Below are 19680 nucleotides of genomic sequence, written 5' to 3' on the forward strand. Positions count from 1 at the left end.
AGTCATGGCAACAAAATCAGGTGCTGGCACCAACAATGTAGGCCGCATTTCGCAGGTCATCGGCGCCGTCGTCGACGTGACCTTCCCGGATGCGGTGCCGTTCATTCTCTCTGCGCTGGAAACCAGCAACAACGGCCAGCGCCTTGTTCTGGAAGTCGCCCAGCATCTGGGTGAGAACACCGTCCGCACCATCGCGATGGATTCGACCGACGGCCTTACCCGTGGTCAGGAAGTCACCGACACCGGTTCGCAGATCAGTGTTCCCGTCGGCCCGGCCACGCTCGGCCGCATCCTGAATGTCGTCGGCGAACCGATCGACGAGCGCGGCCCGGTCGCGACCGAGATGCGCTCGCCGATCCACGCCAAGGCGCCGGAGTTTGTCGACCAGTCGACCGACGCCAGCATCCTCGTCACCGGCATCAAGGTCATCGACCTTCTCGCCCCTTATGCGAAGGGCGGCAAGATCGGCCTGTTCGGCGGCGCGGGCGTCGGCAAGACCGTGCTCATCCAGGAACTCATCAACAACATCGCGAAGGGCCATGGCGGCACCTCGGTCTTCGCGGGCGTGGGTGAACGCACCCGCGAAGGCAATGACCTGTATCACGAGTTCCTCGACGCCGGCGTTATCGCCAAGGACGCCGACGGCAACGCGATCAGCGAAGGATCGAAGGTTGCCCTGGTCTATGGCCAGATGAACGAACCGCCGGGCGCCCGTGCCCGCGTCGCCCTGTCGGGCCTGACCATCGCCGAATATTTCCGCGACGTCGAAAACCAGGACGTGCTGTTCTTCGTCGACAATATCTTCCGCTTCACCCAGGCGGGCGCGGAAGTGTCGGCGCTGCTCGGCCGTATCCCTTCGGCCGTGGGCTATCAGCCGACCCTGTCGACCGACATGGGCGCGTTGCAGGAGCGCATCACCTCGACCAACAAGGGTTCGATCACCTCGGTGCAGGCCGTGTACGTCCCCGCGGACGATTTGACTGATCCGGCGCCGGCCACCTCGTTCGCGCACCTTGACGCGACGACCGTTCTCAACCGCGCCATTTCGGAACTAGGCATCTATCCGGCGGTCGACCCGCTGGATTCGACCAGCCGCGTTCTGGAACCCCGCGTCGTCGGCCAGGAACATTATGAAACCGCCCGTGCGGTTCAGGCGATCCTGCAGAAGTACAAGTCGCTGCAGGACATCATCGCAATCCTGGGCATGGACGAGCTGTCCGAAGAGGACAAGCTGACCGTCGCCCGCGCGCGCAAGCTCCAGAAGTTCCTGTCGCAGCCCTTCCACGTCGCTGAAGTCTTCACCGGCATATCGGGCAAGTTCGTCCAGATCGAAGACACGGTGAAGTCGTTCAAGGCCGTGGTCGAAGGCGAATATGACCATCTGCCCGAAAACGCCTTCTACATGGTCGGCGGCATCGACGAGGCGGTCGCGAAGGCGAAGAAGCTGGCTGCCGAAGCGGCGTAAGCTGACCGAAAATAGCCCCTCCCTTTCAAGGGAGGGGTTGGGGTGGGTGGTGAGCGAAGCGAACCTGCAACCTATCCCGAAAGATTGCAGGCGATTGCTGCGCAATCGCACCCACCCCCCGCCCTCTTAGGAGGGTCACGTGCCCCTCCTAAGACTTGAAAGGGAGGGGGGAGAGTTAATGATGGCACTGCATTTCGAACTCGTGACCCCGGAAAAGCTCGTCCGCTCGGAGGAAGTCTATCAGGTGGTCGTCCCCGGCACCGACGGCGACTTCGGCGTGCTGGAAGGCCATGCCCCCTTCATGTCGACCGTCCGCGACGGCGCGATCCAGATTTTCGCCAGCGCCAGCGCCGCACCGGAAGTCATCCCGGTGCAGGGCGGCTTTGCCGAGGTCAATGAAAAGGGCCTGACGGTTCTCGCCGAAAAGGCGGGCTGATCCTGGGAACGACATGCGCGGACCGCTCTGTCCCGCGGATATTTTTAGCCCTCAGATGACCTGATGGCCGCGTTCCAACCCAGGAATGCGGCCATTTTAGTTAGCGGCTCCTTAACCTTGCCTCCCTAGACCGGAGCCAAGTCGGGGAGTCTCCATGTCCTATCTTGTCCAAGACCTTAGCGGCCTTGTCCTCGCGACCTTGATCGCCCCCCTGCTGCTATATCTGCCTGGCCTGGGCCTGGTCCGGCTGCTTGCCCCCATGGGTCTCGCGGTCGATAGCTACTGGCAACGACTGGGCTGGGCGATGGTCCTCGGCCTTGCCGTCCTGCCGGTCTTCGACACGCTGGCGATCCGGTTGCTTGGCCTCCCTGGCATGATCCTGCTCAACGGCGCGCTCGCCATCTGGGGCGCTCCACTGCTGAAAGCCATGCCAAAAGGCGCCTCTCTCCGGCCGTTCCTGCTTCTGGCCATTCTCTGGTGGCTGATCTCAGCCTGGAGTCTTGTCGATTTCGATATAGGCAGCCGCCTTCACCAGAGCCTGATCGTCCTCGATATGGTCAAACATGCCGCCGTGATCGAACAGATTGCGCGCCAGGGCATTCCTTTCACGGACCCCTTTTTCGCGCGCGAAGGGATCGCCGGCTACTATCATTATTTCTATGTCTGGCCTGCCGCGATCCGCTGGATCAGCGGTTTCCACATCATGCCCGCAATGGCGTTCGGTGCGACCGCCTTCTGGACCGGTTTCGGTGTCATTGCCCTTTTGTGGAGAATTGGCGCGGACGCCGGTTTTATCCGTCCCGGCAAAGAAAGGCGCGTGCTGCTGCTCGCCATCCTTCTATGCTTTGTGGCCGGCGCAGACCTGCTGTTCATGCTGGTCCGCTATCTGATTGCGCATCGGATCGAACCCGAACTGGATAGCTGGAATACGGAAATTCGTATGCTCGGCACATCCACACTCTGGGTGCCGCATCACGTCATGGCGCTGGTCGCGGCCTGGACCGGCATGTTGCTCTGCACCCGCGCCCAGCAGGTCGCCGGCGCAAAGCGTTATGGGCTGGCGTTCGCGGCCGGTGCTGCCTTCGCCACAATGTTCGGGGCCTCGATCTGGATTAGCCTCACGATTATGCCGCTGTTGGCGATCTGGGGATTCATCGCCCTCACACAGCGCGACCCTATCCTGCTCGTCTCTGGCATTGCGGCCCTGTGTATGTCGCTTCCGCAGATCCACGACCTGCTCACCGGCCGCGAACCCGACATCTTTCCGATCGGCTTCCACGTGCGCGCCTTCACGATATTGTTCGCAGCGAACACAATCACGGCGCAGCTCTGGAGCCTGATCCTGCTGCCGCTCAATTATGCGCTGGAATTCGGGATCTTCGCCTTGGGGACGAGCCTCTATTTCCGCAGCCGTAGAAATATGTGCGTGGATGGCCGCACGGTTCGCCAACTCCTGATCTGGAGCGCTATCACGGCGCTGGTCATCGCCAGTTTCCTGCAGTCGGTCATCATCAACAATGATCTGGGCTGGCGCGCGGTACTCTTCATCCTCGTGCCCCTCATGTTATGGACAATGGCCGTTGGCCAAGACATCGGTTCCTTCCGTCAGCTCGGCGCCATGGGCAGCGCGCTGCTGCTGCTTGGAGCGGCGGGAACGCTTTGGGATCTGGTCGGCCTGCGCATCATTCGACCATCATTCTTCCCGACCCTACCGATCCAGATCAACAGCGACCGGCAGCTATCCTATGCCTTGCGCACCGCATATGGCTGGGCTGATCACCATTTGCCGGCAGGTGCGGTGCTGCAGCATAATCCGGCACTTACCTTTCGTTCGATCGAGTTCGGCCTCTACGGACATCACTGGCCGGCCGTTGCGGACAAAGAGGCCTTTCTGTTTGGAGCCAGCCGTCAGGCGGTGGCGGAGCGGATGATGATCCTCAAGCCCATATTCGATCATTCGATATCGAAGGGGGAATTGTTGGAACGCGCGCATCGAGCGCGCAGCGATTATCTGCTCTTCACCCGACGCGATCGGGTGTGGCGCGCAATCGGCGGTCCACCGCTATCACTCACATGCGTATACCGCACGCCTGACCTCTGCATCGCACCAGCCCGCAAGAGCCTTCACCTATGAGAAATTTCCGCATTTTCCTCATGCTCGCGTTCGCTTATTCGGCGATCATCCTGCTGGGCTTTCTGCTCTGTGTAGGACTGATCCGCAGCCCCTTGCTGGATAATATCGACATCCTCTTTTACAGAGGGGTAGCGGTCGCCGCGATTGGCGCACTGCTCATGTTGCTCATTCTGGGCGTGCTACTGCGGCGATTGATGCTTGAGCCGGCGACATTGGTCGGCGCCGTTGCCCTGTCGCTGGCGTTCAATATCTGCTTCCTTATCACCTTCCCAGTCACCTTCGACCGGTCGATCACCATATTCCTGCTGGCCCGGATCGAGCGGCAGGACGGACAACTCGACGCGCGGGGGCTGCAGCGCGTCTATGTGCAGGAATATCTGGGCGATATGCGGCAGATTGATCGACGCATCGAGGAGCAAAGCCTGTCGGGCAATATCCGGGTCGAGCAGGGTCGCATTCATATCACGGCGCAGGGTCGTCGCCTGCTGACGGGCGGGCGGATCGTGGGCGGCTGGTTCGGCGCCGATCCGCGCTTCGTAACCGCGCCTGCTCCGTCGCCTTCGAACCATTAGCCATTTATCAAAGTTTCCAACCTATTCACCTTCCCTATGGATGACCGCCCCCATCGGGTTCGCAAGGCCGGTCACAAGCATCATGGCGGAGACATATGAGCGCCTTTGGACGGAAGAATGGACCTGCCGGGATCAAGCCCGGCTTTGGCGTGGCCCGCCCGATGCAAGGTGGCGCGGCGGTACGCGAGGAGGCGCCGCGGGGCGGCAATCAGTTTCCGCCGCTCGACATCGCCTCGCTGCCCGGCGAAACGTCCGTCGATCCGCTGTCCGCGCCGACCAGCCAGATGCAGCGCAATGCCGACGCCATGTCGCGCCTGTCGGAACGCGCCAATGCCGAACATCTGCCCGATGCCGGGCCGCAGGGGTTCGAGGCGTCGGTCCACAAGATCAAGGAACAGGTGCTGCCCCGCCTGCTGGAGCGCGTCGACCCGGAGGCTGCCGCGACCCTGACCAAGGATGAACTGGCGGAGGAGTTCCGCCCGATCATCATGGAAGTGCTGGCGGAACTGAAGCTGACCCTCAACCGGCGCGAACAGTTCGCGCTGGAAAAGGTGCTGGTCGACGAATTGCTGGGCCTTGGCCCGCTTGAAGAATTGCTGGCCGATGCCGACGTCACCGACATCATGGTGAACGGCCCGGACCAGACCTATATCGAAAAGAAGGGCAAGCTCCAGATCGCCCCGATCAAGTTCCGCGACGAGGAGCATCTGTTCCAGATCGCCCAGCGCATCGTGAACAAGGTCGGCCGCCGCGTCGACCAGACCACACCGCTGGCCGACGCCCGCCTGCCCGACGGCAGCCGCGTGAACGTGATCGTACCGCCGCTCAGCCTGCGCGGCACCGCCATCTCGATCCGTAAATTCTCGGCCAAGCCGATCACGATCGACATGCTCGCCCAATGGGGGGCGATGTCGCCGAAGATGGCGACCGCGCTCAAGATCGCGGGGGCGTGCCGTTTCAACATCGTGATTTCGGGCGGCACCGGTTCGGGCAAGACCACCATGCTCAACGCCCTGTCGAAGATGATCGATCCGGGCGAGCGCGTGCTGACCATCGAGGACGCGGCGGAACTACGCCTGCAGCAGCCGCACTGGCTGCCGCTGGAAACCCGCCCCCCGAACCTGGAGGGGCAGGGCGCGATCACCATCGGCGATCTGGTCAAGAACGCCCTGCGTATGCGTCCCGACCGCATCATCCTGGGCGAAATTCGCGGCGCGGAATGTTTCGACCTGCTCGCCGCGATGAACACGGGCCATGACGGCTCCATGTGCACGCTCCACAGCAACTCGCCCCGCGAGTGCCTGGGCCGTATGGAGAATATGATCCTGATGGGCGACATCAAGATCCCCAAGGAAGCGATTTCCAAGCAGATCGCCGATTCGGTCGACCTGATCGTGCAGGTGAAGCGCCTGCGCGACGGTTCGCGCCGCGTCACCAACATCACCGAGGTCATCGGCATGGAGGGCGAGGTCATCGTCACCCAGGAATTGTTCAAGTTCGAATATCATGACGAGGACGAAAGTGGGAAGATCGTCGGCGAATATCGGTCCATGGGCCTGCGTCCCTATACACTCGACAAGGCGCGCCTGTTCGGCTTCGACCAACCCTTTCTGGAAGCCTGCCTCTGAGGGAATAAAGTCCCGCCGCCCTGCGTAGATGGTCAGTTTATCCGTCCATTCAGGGAGATAGCATTGTTTCGACGAACCACACGCCATCCCGTCCGCCACGGGGTGGCGTTTCTTTTTATCGGCCTCTGGACACCGGCCGAAGCCGAAACCGACTATCCGCGCGTCCCGGAGCCGATGGTCTTCGACATGATGCGACCGCTCGGCGCGAAGCGGGGCGAGTTGGAGGTCAACACGCTGGCCACGACATCCCTGTCCGGTCCCGACAAGACGATCCAATGGGCGCCCGAAGTCGAATATGCGCTGACCGACGGCTTCGCGATCGAAGGGGAGCTGCCCTTCGTGGATGGGAGGCTGGTCGAACTGAAACTGGGGTTGCAGGCCGCGTTCGGCGCGTTCAACGGCGGCAGGAGCGCGCATGGCGTGCAATATCTGGGCATTTACGATCGCGACGCCCGCCATTACCGCAACAGCTTCGCCTATATGCTGGCGCACCGCTATAATGGCCGCTGGAGCAGCATTTCCATGGCGGGCCTGGGCGATGTTTCCTTTTCCGGCGGGCACGGACGCAACGCCGCCATCGTCAACCATTCCTTCTTCTACGACAGCATGGAGGGACAGGTTCTGGGCCTGGAACTCAATTATCGCGGCGGGACGGACGGCTATGTGCTGGCCATGCCGCAGATCCACCAGCGGCTGGCCGCCAAGATCAACGTCCAGGCCGGCATCGGCGCGGAGCGACCGCGTGGCGAGGTTTTCCGCCCCAAGGCAGGGGTGCGATTGGTCCGCGAATTCTAGGGCGGGATGGGGCACGGAAATGCGACTGTGCCGAAGTTCACAGTGTCGTGGAGCAAATTTGTCCGTTTTTACGTCAGTTGCGCCAGTTTTGCGCCAGTGACGCGCCAACCCCGCGCCACTGGCGCAACGGCTGCGCACCACCGACGCGCCGGGTATGCGACACCGATGCACCACCCATGCGCCCGCGACGCGGCGGAGGGAGGATGCGAGCAGGAAAGACGGCGACTGTTCCATCGCAGAGGATAGACCAAAGAAAATCCAACATTGGAAGCGGCAGTCGAGCTTTCGCCAGCGAGGGTGTTTGCCAAGCTGGCGGAAAGGCGGATTGGGTGGAACCTAGACATTCCCCTCCCTTTCAAGGGAGGGGAGAAAGTAGGGCCGCTCATGGTCGCCGCCGGACTGTTGGAATTTGTCCGCGCTGCCAAGGCAGGCGCCCCTTGTCAGGCCGATGGAGAGCGGGCACACCGTCGCGCAATCATCACGACAAGAGGATTGCCCGATGCGCCTTCCCCTCCTGCTAGCCGCTGCCGCGCTCCTGCCCCTCGGCGCGGCGGTCGCTCAACATGCCGGTCATCGTCAGGCTGCCGATCCGATCGCGGCCGCGATCGCGGCGCCCAGCCGCACGCCGGCCAACACCGTCCGCGACACATATCGCCACCCGGCCGGAACGCTCGCCTTCTTCGGCGTCACGCCGGGCCAGACGGTGGTCGAATATGCGCCGAGCGGCGGCTGGTACACGGAAATCCTGGCGCCGCTACTGCGCGAGCATGGCACTTTCTACGCGCTCCAGCCCACCGGCCGTTATCTGGATGCCTACAGGAATTTCCTCGCCGCCAAGCCGGATGTCTATGACAAGGTGAAGCTGGTCGCCTATCCGGAGGAGACCGCGAGCATCCCGGCCAACAGCGTCGACACGGTGCTGACCTTCCGCAACGTCCATAACATGGTGATGGCCGGAACCGAGGCGGCGACCTTCAAGGCCTTTTTCGACATGCTGAAGCCCGGCGGCACGCTGGGCGTGGTCGATCATCGCCTGCCGGAGAGTCGCGACACGGCGCTGGAAAAGAGCAGCGGCTACCTGAAAGTATCCACCATCCGCCGCATCGCGGAAGCTGCCGGCTTCGAATATGTCGGCGCATCCGAAGTGAACGCCAATCCCAAGGATACGGCCGACTGGCCCAAGGGCGTATGGACGCTGCCCCCGACGCTGAGCCAGAAGGAAGTCGACCGGGACAAATATCTCGCCATCGGCGAGAGTGACCGGATGACGCTCAAATTCCGCAAGCCGAAGGGTTAAAGCCCCAATTCGCCGTCATGCTGACGACAATCAGGATGACGGCGAATGGAACGCCCTGAACGCCCTTTGTCTTGCGCGTGCACGCAACCGGGCTAAGGCGGAGGCGTGACCGTTGCCGATCGCCCCCATCGCCCGCTTTTCGCGATCGCGCTGCGCCTGACCGCCGTCTTCTGCCTGTCGGTCATGTTCGTCACCGTCCGGCTTGCGAGCGAGCATGGCGTGCATGTGGTCGAATCGCTCTTCTACCGGCAGGCCCTCGCGCTGCCGGTCGTGCTGATATGGGTCGCGATGGCCGGCGGCCTCCAGACCATCCGCACACGCCGCATCCGCGTCCATGCCAGCCGCATGATGCTGGGCCTGACCGGCATGTTGCTCAATTTCCTGTCCTATATCCTGCTGCCCCCCGCGGAAGCCGCCACCATCGGGTTCACCATGCCGATTTTCGGCACGATCCTGTCGGCCCTGATCCTGCGCGAGGCGACGGGCATCCACCGCTGGAGCGCGGTGCTGATCGGCTTCGTCGGGGTGCTGGTGATGATCCGGCCCGATGCGGGGCATTTCCCGCTACAGGGCGTCGCCGTCGCCATCGCCGCCGCGCTCGTCACCGCCAGCGTCAGCCTGGTGCTGCGGGAACTGGGCCGTACCGAGGCGGCGGGCGTCGTCGTCTTCTGGTTCACCGCCCTGTCGATGATCCCGCTGGGCGTGGCCATGCCCTTCGTCGCGCAGATGCATGACGCGACGACCTGGGGCTTGTTGCTGATGATCGGCCTGTTCGGCGGCATCGCGCAACTGTGCCTGACCACTGCGCTGCGCTGGGGACCGGTGTCGGTGGTGCTGCCGATGGATTATAGCGCGATCATCTGGACCACATTGCTGGGCGTCGCGATCGGCGAGGATTGGCCGATGGCGACGACCTGGATCGGCGCGACCCTGATCGTCGCCAGCGGCCTTTATATCGCCTGGCGCGAACATGTCCGCGCCAGGCAGAGCCGCATCGGGCAGGGCCGCGTCAGCCCAGCAGTTCCGCTTCCAGACTGATTTCGGTCTTCAGCAGCTTGGAAATGGGGCAGTTCGCCTTCGCCTTGGCCGCCAATTCCTGAAAGGTCGTATCGTCCGCGCCGGGAATCGTGGCCTTGAGCGACAAGCGACTCGCGGTGACGGCAAAGCCGCCATCCTGCTGCTCCAGCGTCACGACGGCATTGGTCTCCATCTTCTCCGCCGTCAGCCCCGCCTCGCTCAGGATGAGCGAGAGCGCCATGGTGAAGCAGGAGGCATGGGCGGCCGCGATCAGTTCCTCCGGGTTGCTGCCCGGCACCCCTTCAAAACGGGACGCAAAGCCATAGGGATAGGCGGTGAGCGCGCCACTCTGGGTCGAGATCGCGCCCTTTCCGTCCTTCAGGCCGCCACTCCATACTGCCGAACCGCTGCGATTGATCTTCATGCCGATGCTCCTTGTGGTGAAGCGGAGGAACCCCTGCGGCCCCCCTTGGTTGCTATAGATAATGAATTTCATGCAGGAGAGTGACAATGACTGACCCGACGATGGAAAATCGTGGCGACCTGATCGCATCCGATCGGGTCGAAGGCACGGCCGTCTACAACCGCGAGGGCGAACGACTGGGCAAGATTTCCAACTTCATGGTGGAAAAGCAAAGCGGGCAGGTGCGCTATGCGGCGCTGTCCTTCGGCGGCTTCCTGGGGATAGGCAATGATGAATATCCCCTGCCCTGGTCGATGCTGCGCTATGATGTCGACAAGGGCGGCTATGTGGTCGACCTGGACAAGCAGCAGCTTGACGACGCGCCGCGCCATACCGCCGACCAGCGCCCCGATTATGACGAGGATTATGGCCGCAACGTCTACCGCTATTATGGGCTGATCTATCCCTGGTGAGCGGCTTTTTTGAGGATGCGCCTTTCGGCGCATAGCGGCACCTGCCCTCTCCCCCACCCGGCCACCCATATGATACTGCCGTCGGGTGGCCGGGCGGGGATGAGGGCAGGTGCGGTCTTAAAAATGCGCTCTCCCGCGCATTTTTAAGCAAACTCCAGGCATCCCCATGGCGTCTGAACGAGAAGGCGTCTGGTCGAAGGATCGGACTCCTTTTCCCTCTTTGCCGGCCCGCCACCGGCTGCCCAAATTCAGACACATTTTGTCGCTTGCCAATTGTCTACTTCAAAAATAGAGTTTTATATATATCCTCGAAAGGAAGAATGAGGAGAGCTTCATGGACCGATTCGGAAGTGCGGGCAGGACGCGCCAACCGGTCATTTTGACCGTCCCAGGCCTCAACAATAGCGGTCCCGGACATTGGCAGACGCATTGGGAACAAAGCCGCGGCGATTGTCAACGGGTTGAACTGGGGCGCTGGTCCAGTCCCAATCGCAATGCATGGGTCACGCGACTCGATGCCGCAATCCGGGAGATTGACGGGCCGGTCATTCTTGCCGCCCATAGCCTGGGCTGCATCACCGTCGCCTGGTGGGGTGCGTTGCAGAGCCAGGCCTATGGCTGGCCGGTGATCGGCGCACTGCTGGTGGCCCCGCCCGACTGCGACCGGGTGGAAACGCCGGATACGATCGGCAATTTCGGCCCCGTGCCGCGTTCGCAGCTTCCCTTCCCCTCCATTCTCGTGGCGAGCCGGGACGATCCCTATATCTTCTTCGAACGCGCCCACAGCATGGGCAAATATTGGGGTAGCCAGTTCGTCGATGCAGGTCATTGCGGCCACATCAATGCCGATTCGCATCTGGATGACTGGCAATTCGGGCAAAATCTGCTCGAACGGCTGATCGACGGTGCGCAAGCCCCTGCGTCAGGCGGCGATCCCGCCCTGTCGGCAATTGGCCGGACAGCATCCCACTCCACCCCGCCGGGCGTGTCCGTGCAAGGCTGATCCATCGGGCCGAACCAGCCGGGCGGACAAGACAAACTTGTCCGCCCCTTATTTTTCTTTTTTTGTCTACTTTAGAAGTTGAGATAATAAGGTCTCAAGAGGTGCTCATGACTGACCAAAGACCGATAGATTTTCGCAACGGACGCAGCGATCCACAGCGTATCGATATCGTCGCCAGCATCGAAAAGGTGCGTGACGTGCTGCAGGACCTGCGCTTCGGTTCCATCACGCTGACGATCCATGACGCCCGCGTCGTGCAGATCGACGTAACCGAAAAGACGCGCCTGACCGCCTGAAGGCCGGCAGCGAGCCATTATTTCCGGGTCGCGGCAACGCAGCCCATGCGGTTTGGGGGTGAGCCGCAACAAGCGATCATCATGCCCAATATGTTGGTCCTGACCGGAACACCGGCGGAGCCGCGATCATCAATCACCGGACAGCCGGATAAAAGGGGAATATCATGATTGCGCGTTTCCTGTTGCTCGCCAGCGTGGCGGGCGCTTCCATTATCGTGCCTGGCGCTCATGCGCAGGAGGGCGCGCCCGAACCCGCCGTGGAGGGCGCCGAGCAGACCAATGTTCGCGGCGACGTGATCGTCGTCACCGCCCGCCGACGGCAGGAAACCGCACAGGAAGTGCCGCTCGCCATTTCCGTCGTCAAGGGCGACAGCATCGAGGCCACCGGCAATTTCAACATCGTGAAGCTCCAGCAGCTTGCCCCAACGCTTCAGGTCTACACGACCAATCCGCGCAACACATCGGTCAACATCCGCGGCCTTGGCGTGCCGTTCGGCCTGACCAGCGACGGCTTCGAACAGGGCGTCGGCATCTATGTCGACGATGTCTATAACAGCCGTGTCGCCGCCGCGACCTTCGACTTTCTCGACGTCGCCCAGGTCGAAGTACTGCGCGGCCCGCAAGGCACGCTCTACGGCAAGAACACCACCGCCGGCGCGATCAACATCACGACCAACCAGCCGACCTTCGATTTCGAAGGCCGCGCCGAACTGACCGTCGGCAACCTCAACTACAAGCAGGCCAAGGCCGCCGTGTCCGGTCCGCTGACCGACACGATCGCCGCCCGCATCGCGGTCGCCGCGACCAGTCGCCGCGGCACGCTCTATAATGTGACGAGCCAGCGCTGGATCAACGAGCAGGACAATCTGGGCATTCGCGGCCAATTGCTGTTCAAGCCCAGCGAGGACTTCAGCCTCACGCTGTCGGGCGATTACAGCAAGCAGGACCCCGAATGCTGCGGCACCGTCTATGTCCGCGTCGGCAAGACCCAGCGCGCGCTCACCCGCCAATATGACGCGCTGGTCGCCGCGATCAACGCCGCCAATCCCGGCCGCAACTATGCCGTGCCCAGCACCAATCCCTATGACCGCCTGACCGACCTCGATTCGAACCTGAATGCGGGCAACAAGATCGGCGGCGTGTCGGCCAAGGCCGTCTGGAATGTCGGCCCCGGCACGCTGACGTCGGTCACGGCCTGGCGCTTCTGGGACTGGAAGCCGGAAAATGACCGCGACTTCACCGGCCTGTCGATCGTCGCCAAGTCGCAGAACCCGTCGCAGCAGGACCAGTATAGCCAGGAATTCCGCTATAATTACGAGAGCCAGAAGATCGACTTCGTCGTCGGCCTGTTCGGCTTCAAGCAGCGGATCGACACGCAGGGCACCGAGCAGCAGGGCGCCGACGCCAGCCGCTGGAGCCTGACCGGCACGCAGGCCGCCACGCCCAGCATCCTCGAAGGCCTGACCGCCAGCAACACGCAATGGCTGAAAGCCGACAGCGCGGCGCTGTTCGGCCAGTTGAGCTGGAAGGTGACGGACGCGCTGACCATCCAGCCGGGCGCGCGCATCAACTATGACAAGAAGTCGGGCTTCTACCAGCGTGTCGTGACCAATGGCGCAGGTCAGGTCATCAGTTGCACCCCGACCCCGGCCGCAGGTTCGGCACTGGCGGCGCAGTGCGGCGTCTACCAGCCGCAGGTCAGTTCGCCGTCCGACAGCGCGTGGAACTTCACCTACGACTTCAACGTCAATTACAAGGTCGCCCGCGACGTCCTAGCCTATGCGACCTATGCCAAGAGCTTCAAGACGCTGGGCATCAACCAGAACGGCTTGCCGCTCAATGCCGACAATACGGTGAATTACGACGCCGGCACGGTGAAGCCGGAATCGGTCAACCATTTCGAACTGGGCCTGAAGACGCAGTTCTGGGATCGCCGGGCAACCTTCAACCTGTCCGCCTTCCGCACCGACATCAAGAATTTCCAGGCGACGGTGAATGGCGGCCAGTTCGGCACCGTGCGCGGCTATCTCGCCAACGCGGAGAAGGTCCGGTCGCAGGGCATCGAGGCGGACTTCAAGGTCGTCGCAAGCGATCGCTTCACCGCCTATGCCAACGGCGCCTATACCGACGCCAAATATAAGAAGTTCACCAACGCCCCCTGCCCGCCCGAACTGTCCGGCGGCACGTTGCAGCCGGCCAGCGCCACGCCGGACTATTCGCAGCCGGGCGTTCCGGGCGCGCTCAGCCCGCGCCAGTGCGACATTTCCGGACAAGGCCTGCCGGGCGTGTCCAAATGGGCCTTCTCCTACGGCGCCGAATATAACATCCCGGTCACGCTGCTGGCGAAGGAAGGCCAGGTCTATCTGGGCGTCGACGGCAATTACCGTTCGCACTGGAATTCGAACGCATCCCCGTCGATCTACACGGAGGTGAAGGGCTATGCCCTGACCAACTTCCGTGCCGGCTTCCGCGGCGAAGGCTTCGACGTCTTCGGTTGGGTCCGCAACGCCTTCGACGTGAACTATATCGAGAATCTCCAGGTCGCGCCCGGCAACACCGGTCTGATCGCCGGTCAGCCCGGCGACCCGCAGACCTGGGGCGGCACGATCAAATTCTCGTTCTGATCCCTCCCACGATGTTCACCCCTGCGGGAGCGACACAGCCCTGTCGCTCCCGCATTTTTCATCTTGGTCCTCTTTCTAAATATTTTCGTCATCCCCGCGCAGGCGGGGATCCTATCTCCTGACGTCGCACCAAGCACATTCTTGTGGGAGATGGGTTCCCGCTTTCGCGGGAATGACGGTTGAGCTTGATGAGACACGCGATTTGCGCCCCGCCCGTGGCTGCGGTAGAGCGCCACCATGTCCACGACCTTCACGATCGACACCGCCACCAGCCGCGCCAACCCCACGCCAGCGCCGATGAAGCGCCTGACCGTGCCCGCCATTCAGCGGCGCAAGTTCGAGGGGAAGACCGACGAACCGCTGGTAATGCTGACCGCCTATACGGCGCGGCAGGCGCAGTTGCTCGATCCCCATTGCGACATGCTGCTGGTCGGCGATTCGCTGGGCCAGGTGATCTACGGCCTGCCCTCCACCCTGGCCGTCACACTCGACATCATGATCGCCCATGGCGCGGCGGTGGTGCGCGGCAGCTATCACAGCGTCGTGCTGGTCGACATGCCGTTCGGCAGCTACGAGGCTTCCCCCCAGCAGGCCTTTGCCAGCGCCAGCCGGGTCATGGCGGAAACCGGCGCTGCCGGGGTCAAGCTGGAGGGCGGCGAAGCGATGGCCGAAACCATCCGCTTCCTGACCCGGCGCGGCATCCCGGTGATGGCGCATATCGGCCTGACGCCCCAGGCGGTGAACGCATTGGGCGGCTATGGCGCACGGGGCAAGAGCCAGGAGGAACATGCGAAGATCATGGCCGACGCGCGGGCCGTGGCGGAAGCCGGCGCTTTTTCCATGGTTCTCGAAGGCGTGATGGAGGAACTGGGCGATGCCGTCACCGCCAGCGTCGATGTGCCGGTGATCGGCATCGGCGCTTCGGCCCGTTGTGACGGGCAAGTGCTGGTGACGGAGGATATGCTGGGCATGTTCGAACGTGTCCCGCGCTTCGTGAAGCGCTATGACAATATCGCCGAAACGATCGGCAATGCCGCCGAACGCTATGCCGCCGACGTGCGCAGCCGGGCCTTTCCGACCGACGATCAGGTCTATCGGCCCAAAAATTGATTTGCCTGTGGCATAAGCGCCGCTATTGATCGCGCCTTCCGGCAGATATTTCGGACTCATTTCTCGGAGATTCCCGTGGCCCTCACGCCGCAAAACAGCGAAGCCTTCATGCGCGAAGTCGACGAAGCCGTCCGTCAGGATCAGCTTCTCACCTTTTGGGAACGGTATGGTCGCGCCCTGCTGGTCGTCGTCGTCCTTGGCCTCGCCGCTTTTGGCGGCTGGCTCTACTGGCAGCATTACAGCAAGACGCAGTCCGAAGTCGTGTCCGAAAAGATGGATACGGTGCTGGACGCCGCCGTGGGCGGCGGCACGCCCGACGCCAAACAGCTTGACGCCCTCACCAAGGCGAGCCAGCCCGGCTATCGCGCATCCGCCCTGCTGATCAAGGCGGGCGCCGCAGCACGCAAGGGCGACGCCAAGGGGGCGATCGCCGTCTACAGCGCGATGGCGGCGGACACCGGCCTCGATCAGCCCTATCGCGACCTGGCGCTCATCCGCCAGACGGCGCTGGAGTTTGACGGCCTCAAGCCCCAGCAGGTGGTGGATCGCCTCAAGCCCCTCGCCATCGAGGGCGCCCCCTGGTTCGGCAGCGCCGGCGAACTGGTCGCCGTCGCCTATATGAAGATGGGCAAGAATGATCTGGCCGGGCCGATGTTCGCGGCCATGGCCAAGGACGTCAATGTGCCGCAATCGATCCGTTCACGCGCCCGTCAGATGGCAGGTGTCATGGGAATCGACGCGGTTGAGATTCCGGCCGAGCCGAGCGAAGGATAAGCGAACGGATGGTGAGCATGAAGAGCCTGGCGCCGATCGGGCGTACCGTGACCGTGGCGGCGATGATCGCGCTGCTCGCGGGTTGCGGCATCGTCGGCGGCAAGAAGGGCGGCCCCAAGACTCCGGTCGTCGGCAATCGCGTATCGATCCTGACCAACGAGCAGGGAGTCGAAGTCGATCCGTCGCTGGCCGACGTCCCCGTCAGCCTGCCCGCGCCCTATGTCAACGACAGTTGGTCGCAGCCGGGCGGTGATCCGTCCAAGGCGATGGGCCATGTCTCGCTGGGCGGATCGCCTAGCCAGGTCTGGACCGCCTCCATCCGGGGCAGTTCGCCCCAGGCGCGGCTCGCGGCATCGCCGGTCGTGGCGGGCGGCAAGCTGTTCGTCACCGACGCCGGCGCGCATGTCATCGCCTTCGACGCGGCCACCGGCGCCAGACTGTGGCAGACCAACCTCCCCGCCGAGGGCAAGGGCACCGGCAGCGCGCTCTTCGGCGGCGGCGTCAGCGTCCTGGGCGACCATATCTATGCCAGCACCGGCCTGGGCGACGTGTTCGCCCTCAACGTGGCCGACGGCAAGATCCTGTGGAAGAAGCATCCGGGCGGCCCGCTGCGCGGTGCGCCGACGCTGGAAAACGGCCATGTCTATGTGATGGGCCAGGACAACCAGATTTTCGCGCTCAACCAGACCGACGGCGAAACCCAGTGGACCGACAGCGGCACGCTGCAAGTCACCGGCATTTTCGGCGTCGCCGCCCCCGCCGCCGCGCAGGGCACGGTGGTTGCCGGCTATAGCTCGGGTGAAATCACCGCCTATCGCTATGAAAATGGCCGCGACCTGTGGGGCGATGCGCTGTCGCGCACCAGCATCTCGACGGCGGTGGCGTCGCTGACCGACATCGACGCCGACCCGGTGATCGATCGTGGCCGCGTCTTCGCCATCGGTCAGGGCGGGCGCATGGCCAGCTATGAATTGACCAGCGGCCAGCGCCTCTGGGAAATCAACATCGCCGGTATCTCCACCCCCGCAGTCGTGGGCGAATGGGTGTTCGCCGTCACTAGCGACGCCAAGCTGCTCTGCGTCGCCCGCGCGACCGGCAAGATCCGGTGGATCAGCCAGCTTCGCCGCTGGCAGAAGGAAAAGAAGAAGGACAAGGCGATCCGCTGGACCGGTCCGGTGCTGGCCGGCGGGCGCCTGATCGTGGTGTCCACGCGCGGCCAGATGGTCTATGTCGATCCGGCGACCGGTAATACCCAATCGACGGTGGACCTGGGCAAGTCCATGTCGCTGTCCCCCATCGTCGCCAACAACATGCTCTATCTGCTGGCGGATGATGGAAAATTGACGGCTTTTCGGTAAAAGCCGATTCCAGAAAAAGCTTGTGCTCCTGCGAAAGCGGGAGCCTAGGGTGAGGCAAGTGCCCATGAACCCTAGGCTCCCGCTTTCGCAGGAGCACGACGTTTGTGACAAGCGCATTATTTAACTCGGAAGGAAGTGCGGGCATGCTGCCCACGGTAGCCATCGTCGGACGCCCCAATGTGGGCAAGTCCACCCTGTTCAATCGCCTGGTCGGCAAGAAGCTGGCGCTGGTCGATGACCAGCCCGGCGTCACCCGCGACCGGCGCGAGGGCGAGGCGCATCTGCTGGGCCTCGACTTCACGATCGTCGACACCGCCGGTTATGAGGATGAGGACGCGCAGTCCCTGCCCGGCCGGATGCGGATGCAGACCGAAGCGGCGGTGGACAATTGCGACGTCGCGCTGTTCATGATCGACGCGCGCGCAGGCATCACCCCGCTGGACGAGGAAATCGCCCGCTGGCTGCGCGCCAACGACGCGCCCGTGGTGCTGGTTGCCAACAAGGCAGAAGGCAAGGCGGCGGATGACGGCGTGATGGAATCCTTCAGCCTGGGCCTGGGCGAACCCATCCCCTTTTCCGCCGAACATGGCCAAGGAATGGCCGACCTGTTCCAGGCGCTGCTTCCCCATCTGGAGCGTGAAGAGTTTCAGCATGAGAAGGAGTTCTACGAGGATGACGAGAGCGCACCGCTCAAGCTCGCCATCGTCGGCCGGCCCAATGCGGGCAAGTCCACGCTCATCAACCGGCTGCTGGGGGAAAACCGCCTGCTGACCGGGCCGGAAGCCGGGATCACCCGCGACAGCATCGCCGTCGAATGGAACTGGACCAATCGCGAAGGGCTGGAGCGTCCCGTCCGCCTGATCGACACAGCGGGGATGCGCAAACGCGCCAAGGTGCAGGACAAGCTGGAAAAGCTGGCGGTGTCTGACGGTCTGAACGCCGTGAACTTCGCCGAGGTCGTCGTGCTGATGATCGATTCTACCCGTGGCCTGGAGGCGCAGGATCTGCGCATCGCCGACAGGGTGCTGGAGGAGGGCCGCGCGCTTGTCGTGGCGCTCAACAAATGGGACACGGTCGAACATGGATCGGCCCTGTACCAGGGGATCAAGAAAGCGCTGGACGAGGGGCTGGCGCAGGTGCGCGGCGTGCCGATCATGACCATTTCCGGGGCCACCGGAAAGGGTCTGGACGACCTGATCCACGTCGCTTTCGAAACCCGCACCGCCTGGTCGCAGCGCGTCTCTACCGGCGTGCTCAATCGCTGGTTCGAAACCGCGCTGGAAGCTAATCCGCCGCCCGCGCCGGGTGGCAAGCGGATCAAGCTGCGCTACATCACCCAGAACAAGACCCGCCCGCCGACCTTCGTCCTGTTCGGCACGCGGCTGGACGAACTGCCCGAAAGCTATCGCCGCTATCTGGTAAACGGCATCCGCAGGGAACTGGGTTTCGGCGCGGTGCCGGTGCGGCTGACGCTGCGGAGCCAGAAGAACCCGTTCGCGACCAAGTAAAGCGATGGCCGCCGATCCGGTCCCGATAAACGCCAGGGGCATGAAATGTCCCTGGCCAGCCCTGCGCGCGGCGCGTGCGATGCGGGAAGCGGACGCCATCATCATCGAGGCGGACGACCCGAACGCCGCCACGGAGCTGGAGGCGATGGCCCGGCAGCAGCAATGGGCCTTTGCCGTCCTGGGCCAGCATCGTTTCTCGCTGCGACGCACCTGAGGCGCGGCGCACTCCTCATTGTCCCGCCCCGCTTTAACCCGCCGTTTACGCGCAAGACCTATCTTCGCGTTACAAGGAAAGGAGCGGTGGGGTGTCTCATCTACAGACTGAGTTGGTCAACTGGACCGAGTTTGCGCGGACCCGGAGCGAGCTGGGCGCGGCCTTTCTACGCATCCTGGGCTATTTCCGCGACGATGGCGTCCAGTCGATCAACGCGATCGAGGAGGCGTTCCGCGCCCGCAATGCGGCTGCCCTGGTCCCGCCGGCCCATCGGCTGAAGGGCGAAGCCGCCCAGTTCGGCGCCTTCCGCCTGAGCGTGATGGCGGAAGAAATCGAGATGACCGCCCGCCGCTGCGTGGAAACGCATGAAGGGCCGGAAGAGTTGATCGAGACCGTTGTGGCGCTGCGCCCCTGCTTCACCGAGACGATGACGTTGCTCGACCGCGATGCGAACCCGCTGGTGGCGCGCCGTCCGACCAGCTTCGGCCGCCGGACCGAAGCGCCCGCACCGGGTTTCGGCCGGGGCGTCTAATCTTCGTATTGAAATGAAACCCATCATGCCCCCATATGGCG

The 19680-nt window shown here is 63.2% G+C and carries 19 protein-coding genes; 18 read left to right on the forward strand and 1 reads right to left on the reverse strand.

The window, feature by feature from the left end:
- Positions 1 to 4: 4 nt before the first annotated feature.
- The 8 genes from atpD (at position 5) to MOK15_RS09180 (ending at position 9365) form a co-directional block, all read left to right on the forward strand.
- Complete coding sequence (atpD, locus tag MOK15_RS09145) at positions 5 to 1465, forward strand: F0F1 ATP synthase subunit beta (RefSeq protein WP_242931324.1); 1461 nt, start codon at positions 5 to 7, stop codon at positions 1463 to 1465.
- Positions 1466 to 1646: 181 nt separating this feature from the next.
- On the forward strand, positions 1647 to 1901 hold the full coding sequence (locus MOK15_RS09150) for an ATP synthase F1 subunit epsilon (protein ID WP_242932702.1): 255 nt from the start codon (positions 1647 to 1649) through the stop codon (positions 1899 to 1901).
- A gap of 154 nt (positions 1902 to 2055) precedes the next feature.
- Positions 2056 to 4035, forward strand: a complete 1980-nt coding sequence (locus MOK15_RS09155) for a hypothetical protein (RefSeq protein ID WP_242931325.1) — start codon at positions 2056 to 2058, stop codon at positions 4033 to 4035.
- Positions 4032 to 4607: a hypothetical protein gene (locus MOK15_RS09160; protein ID WP_242931326.1), complete on the forward strand. Its 576-nt coding sequence runs from the start codon at positions 4032 to 4034 to the stop codon at positions 4605 to 4607. The genes MOK15_RS09155 and MOK15_RS09160 overlap by 4 nt, the downstream gene beginning before the upstream one ends.
- Positions 4608 to 4702: 95 nt before the next feature.
- Entirely contained in the window at positions 4703 to 6235 is a 1533-nt protein-coding gene (locus MOK15_RS09165; RefSeq protein WP_242931327.1) for a CpaF family protein, read from the forward strand.
- A gap of 102 nt (positions 6236 to 6337) precedes the next feature.
- Positions 6338 to 7030: a hypothetical protein gene (locus MOK15_RS09170; RefSeq protein ID WP_242931328.1), complete on the forward strand. Its 693-nt coding sequence runs from the start codon at positions 6338 to 6340 to the stop codon at positions 7028 to 7030.
- A 499-nt stretch (positions 7031 to 7529) separates the two neighbouring features.
- The gene (locus tag MOK15_RS09175; protein ID WP_242931329.1) at positions 7530 to 8327 is read left to right on the forward strand and encodes a methyltransferase; all 798 of its coding nucleotides are present in this window, start codon (positions 7530 to 7532) and stop codon (positions 8325 to 8327) included.
- Between the two features lie 144 nt (positions 8328 to 8471).
- Positions 8472 to 9365 carry a DMT family transporter gene (locus MOK15_RS09180; protein ID WP_347567222.1) on the forward strand — a complete coding sequence of 298 codons (894 nt, stop codon included), beginning with the start codon at positions 8472 to 8474 and terminating at the stop codon, positions 9363 to 9365.
- Here the strand turns inward: MOK15_RS09180 and MOK15_RS09185 are convergent.
- On the reverse strand, positions 9337 to 9768 hold the full coding sequence (locus MOK15_RS09185) for an OsmC family protein (protein WP_242931330.1): 432 nt from the start codon (positions 9766 to 9768) through the stop codon (positions 9337 to 9339). The two genes, MOK15_RS09180 and MOK15_RS09185, sit on opposite strands and share 29 nt — an antisense overlap.
- Before the next feature lie 86 nt (positions 9769 to 9854).
- Here MOK15_RS09185 and MOK15_RS09190 point away from each other — a divergent pair, with 86 nt between their 5' ends.
- From MOK15_RS09190 to MOK15_RS09235, 10 genes are all read left to right on the forward strand, one after another.
- Complete coding sequence (locus MOK15_RS09190; protein WP_242931331.1) at positions 9855 to 10220, forward strand: PRC-barrel domain-containing protein; 366 nt, start codon at positions 9855 to 9857, stop codon at positions 10218 to 10220.
- Between the two features lie 334 nt (positions 10221 to 10554).
- Entirely contained in the window at positions 10555 to 11223 is a 669-nt protein-coding gene (locus MOK15_RS09195) for an alpha/beta hydrolase (RefSeq protein ID WP_242931332.1), read from the forward strand.
- A gap of 107 nt (positions 11224 to 11330) precedes the next feature.
- Positions 11331 to 11519 (forward strand): YezD family protein, encoded by a 189-nt coding sequence (locus tag MOK15_RS09200; RefSeq protein ID WP_242931333.1) that lies wholly within the window; start codon positions 11331 to 11333, stop codon positions 11517 to 11519.
- A 164-nt stretch (positions 11520 to 11683) separates the two neighbouring features.
- Positions 11684 to 14143, forward strand: a complete 2460-nt coding sequence (locus tag MOK15_RS09205; protein ID WP_242931334.1) for a TonB-dependent receptor — start codon at positions 11684 to 11686, stop codon at positions 14141 to 14143.
- A 237-nt stretch (positions 14144 to 14380) separates the two neighbouring features.
- Positions 14381 to 15253, forward strand: coding sequence for a 3-methyl-2-oxobutanoate hydroxymethyltransferase (panB, locus tag MOK15_RS09210; RefSeq protein ID WP_242931335.1), 873 nt, complete (start codon positions 14381 to 14383; stop codon positions 15251 to 15253).
- A gap of 75 nt (positions 15254 to 15328) precedes the next feature.
- A complete protein-coding gene (locus tag MOK15_RS09215) occupies positions 15329 to 16027 on the forward strand; it encodes a tetratricopeptide repeat protein (RefSeq protein WP_242931336.1) in 699 nt (232 codons plus the stop codon).
- 8 nt (positions 16028 to 16035) lie between these two features.
- Entirely contained in the window at positions 16036 to 17385 is a 1350-nt protein-coding gene (locus tag MOK15_RS09220) for a PQQ-binding-like beta-propeller repeat protein (RefSeq protein WP_242931337.1), read from the forward strand.
- A gap of 143 nt (positions 17386 to 17528) precedes the next feature.
- Positions 17529 to 18893 carry a ribosome biogenesis GTPase Der gene (gene der / locus MOK15_RS09225; RefSeq protein ID WP_242931338.1) on the forward strand — a complete coding sequence of 455 codons (1365 nt, stop codon included), beginning with the start codon at positions 17529 to 17531 and terminating at the stop codon, positions 18891 to 18893.
- Positions 18894 to 18897: 4 nt separating this feature from the next.
- On the forward strand, positions 18898 to 19107 hold the full coding sequence (locus MOK15_RS09230; protein WP_278254134.1) for a sulfurtransferase TusA family protein: 210 nt from the start codon (positions 18898 to 18900) through the stop codon (positions 19105 to 19107).
- Positions 19108 to 19198: 91 nt separating this feature from the next.
- Positions 19199 to 19639, forward strand: coding sequence for an Hpt domain-containing protein (locus MOK15_RS09235; RefSeq protein WP_242931340.1), 441 nt, complete (start codon positions 19199 to 19201; stop codon positions 19637 to 19639).
- Positions 19640 to 19680 lie beyond the last annotated feature (41 nt).

It is taken from the genome of Sphingobium sp. BYY-5 (genome assembly GCF_022758885.1).
Classification (GTDB): Bacteria; Pseudomonadota; Alphaproteobacteria; order Sphingomonadales; family Sphingomonadaceae; genus Sphingobium.

What these genes read in the sequence shown, in the direction of transcription:
- atpD (WP_242931324.1), top strand. Translation starts at nt 5, where the DNA reads ATGGCAACAAAATCAGGTGCTGGCACCAACAATGTAGGCCGCATTTCG.
- MOK15_RS09150 (WP_242932702.1), top strand. Translation starts at nt 1,647, where the DNA reads ATGGCACTGCATTTCGAACTCGTGACCCCGGAAAAGCTCGTCCGCTCG.
- MOK15_RS09155 (WP_242931325.1), top strand. Translation starts at nt 2,056, where the DNA reads ATGTCCTATCTTGTCCAAGACCTTAGCGGCCTTGTCCTCGCGACCTTG.
- MOK15_RS09160 (WP_242931326.1), top strand. Translation starts at nt 4,032, where the DNA reads ATGAGAAATTTCCGCATTTTCCTCATGCTCGCGTTCGCTTATTCGGCG.
- MOK15_RS09165 (WP_242931327.1), top strand. Translation starts at nt 4,703, where the DNA reads ATGAGCGCCTTTGGACGGAAGAATGGACCTGCCGGGATCAAGCCCGGC.
- MOK15_RS09175 (WP_242931329.1), top strand. Translation starts at nt 7,530, where the DNA reads ATGCGCCTTCCCCTCCTGCTAGCCGCTGCCGCGCTCCTGCCCCTCGGC.
- MOK15_RS09185 (WP_242931330.1), bottom strand. Translation starts at nt 9,768, where the DNA reads ATGAAGATCAATCGCAGCGGTTCGGCAGTATGGAGTGGCGGCCTGAAG.
- MOK15_RS09190 (WP_242931331.1), top strand. Translation starts at nt 9,855, where the DNA reads ATGACTGACCCGACGATGGAAAATCGTGGCGACCTGATCGCATCCGAT.
- MOK15_RS09195 (WP_242931332.1), top strand. Translation starts at nt 10,555, where the DNA reads ATGGACCGATTCGGAAGTGCGGGCAGGACGCGCCAACCGGTCATTTTG.
- MOK15_RS09200 (WP_242931333.1), top strand. Translation starts at nt 11,331, where the DNA reads ATGACTGACCAAAGACCGATAGATTTTCGCAACGGACGCAGCGATCCA.
- MOK15_RS09205 (WP_242931334.1), top strand. Translation starts at nt 11,684, where the DNA reads ATGATTGCGCGTTTCCTGTTGCTCGCCAGCGTGGCGGGCGCTTCCATT.
- panB (WP_242931335.1), top strand. Translation starts at nt 14,381, where the DNA reads ATGTCCACGACCTTCACGATCGACACCGCCACCAGCCGCGCCAACCCC.
- MOK15_RS09220 (WP_242931337.1), top strand. Translation starts at nt 16,036, where the DNA reads ATGGTGAGCATGAAGAGCCTGGCGCCGATCGGGCGTACCGTGACCGTG.
- der (WP_242931338.1), top strand. Translation starts at nt 17,529, where the DNA reads ATGCTGCCCACGGTAGCCATCGTCGGACGCCCCAATGTGGGCAAGTCC.
- MOK15_RS09230 (WP_278254134.1), top strand. Translation starts at nt 18,898, where the DNA reads ATGGCCGCCGATCCGGTCCCGATAAACGCCAGGGGCATGAAATGTCCC.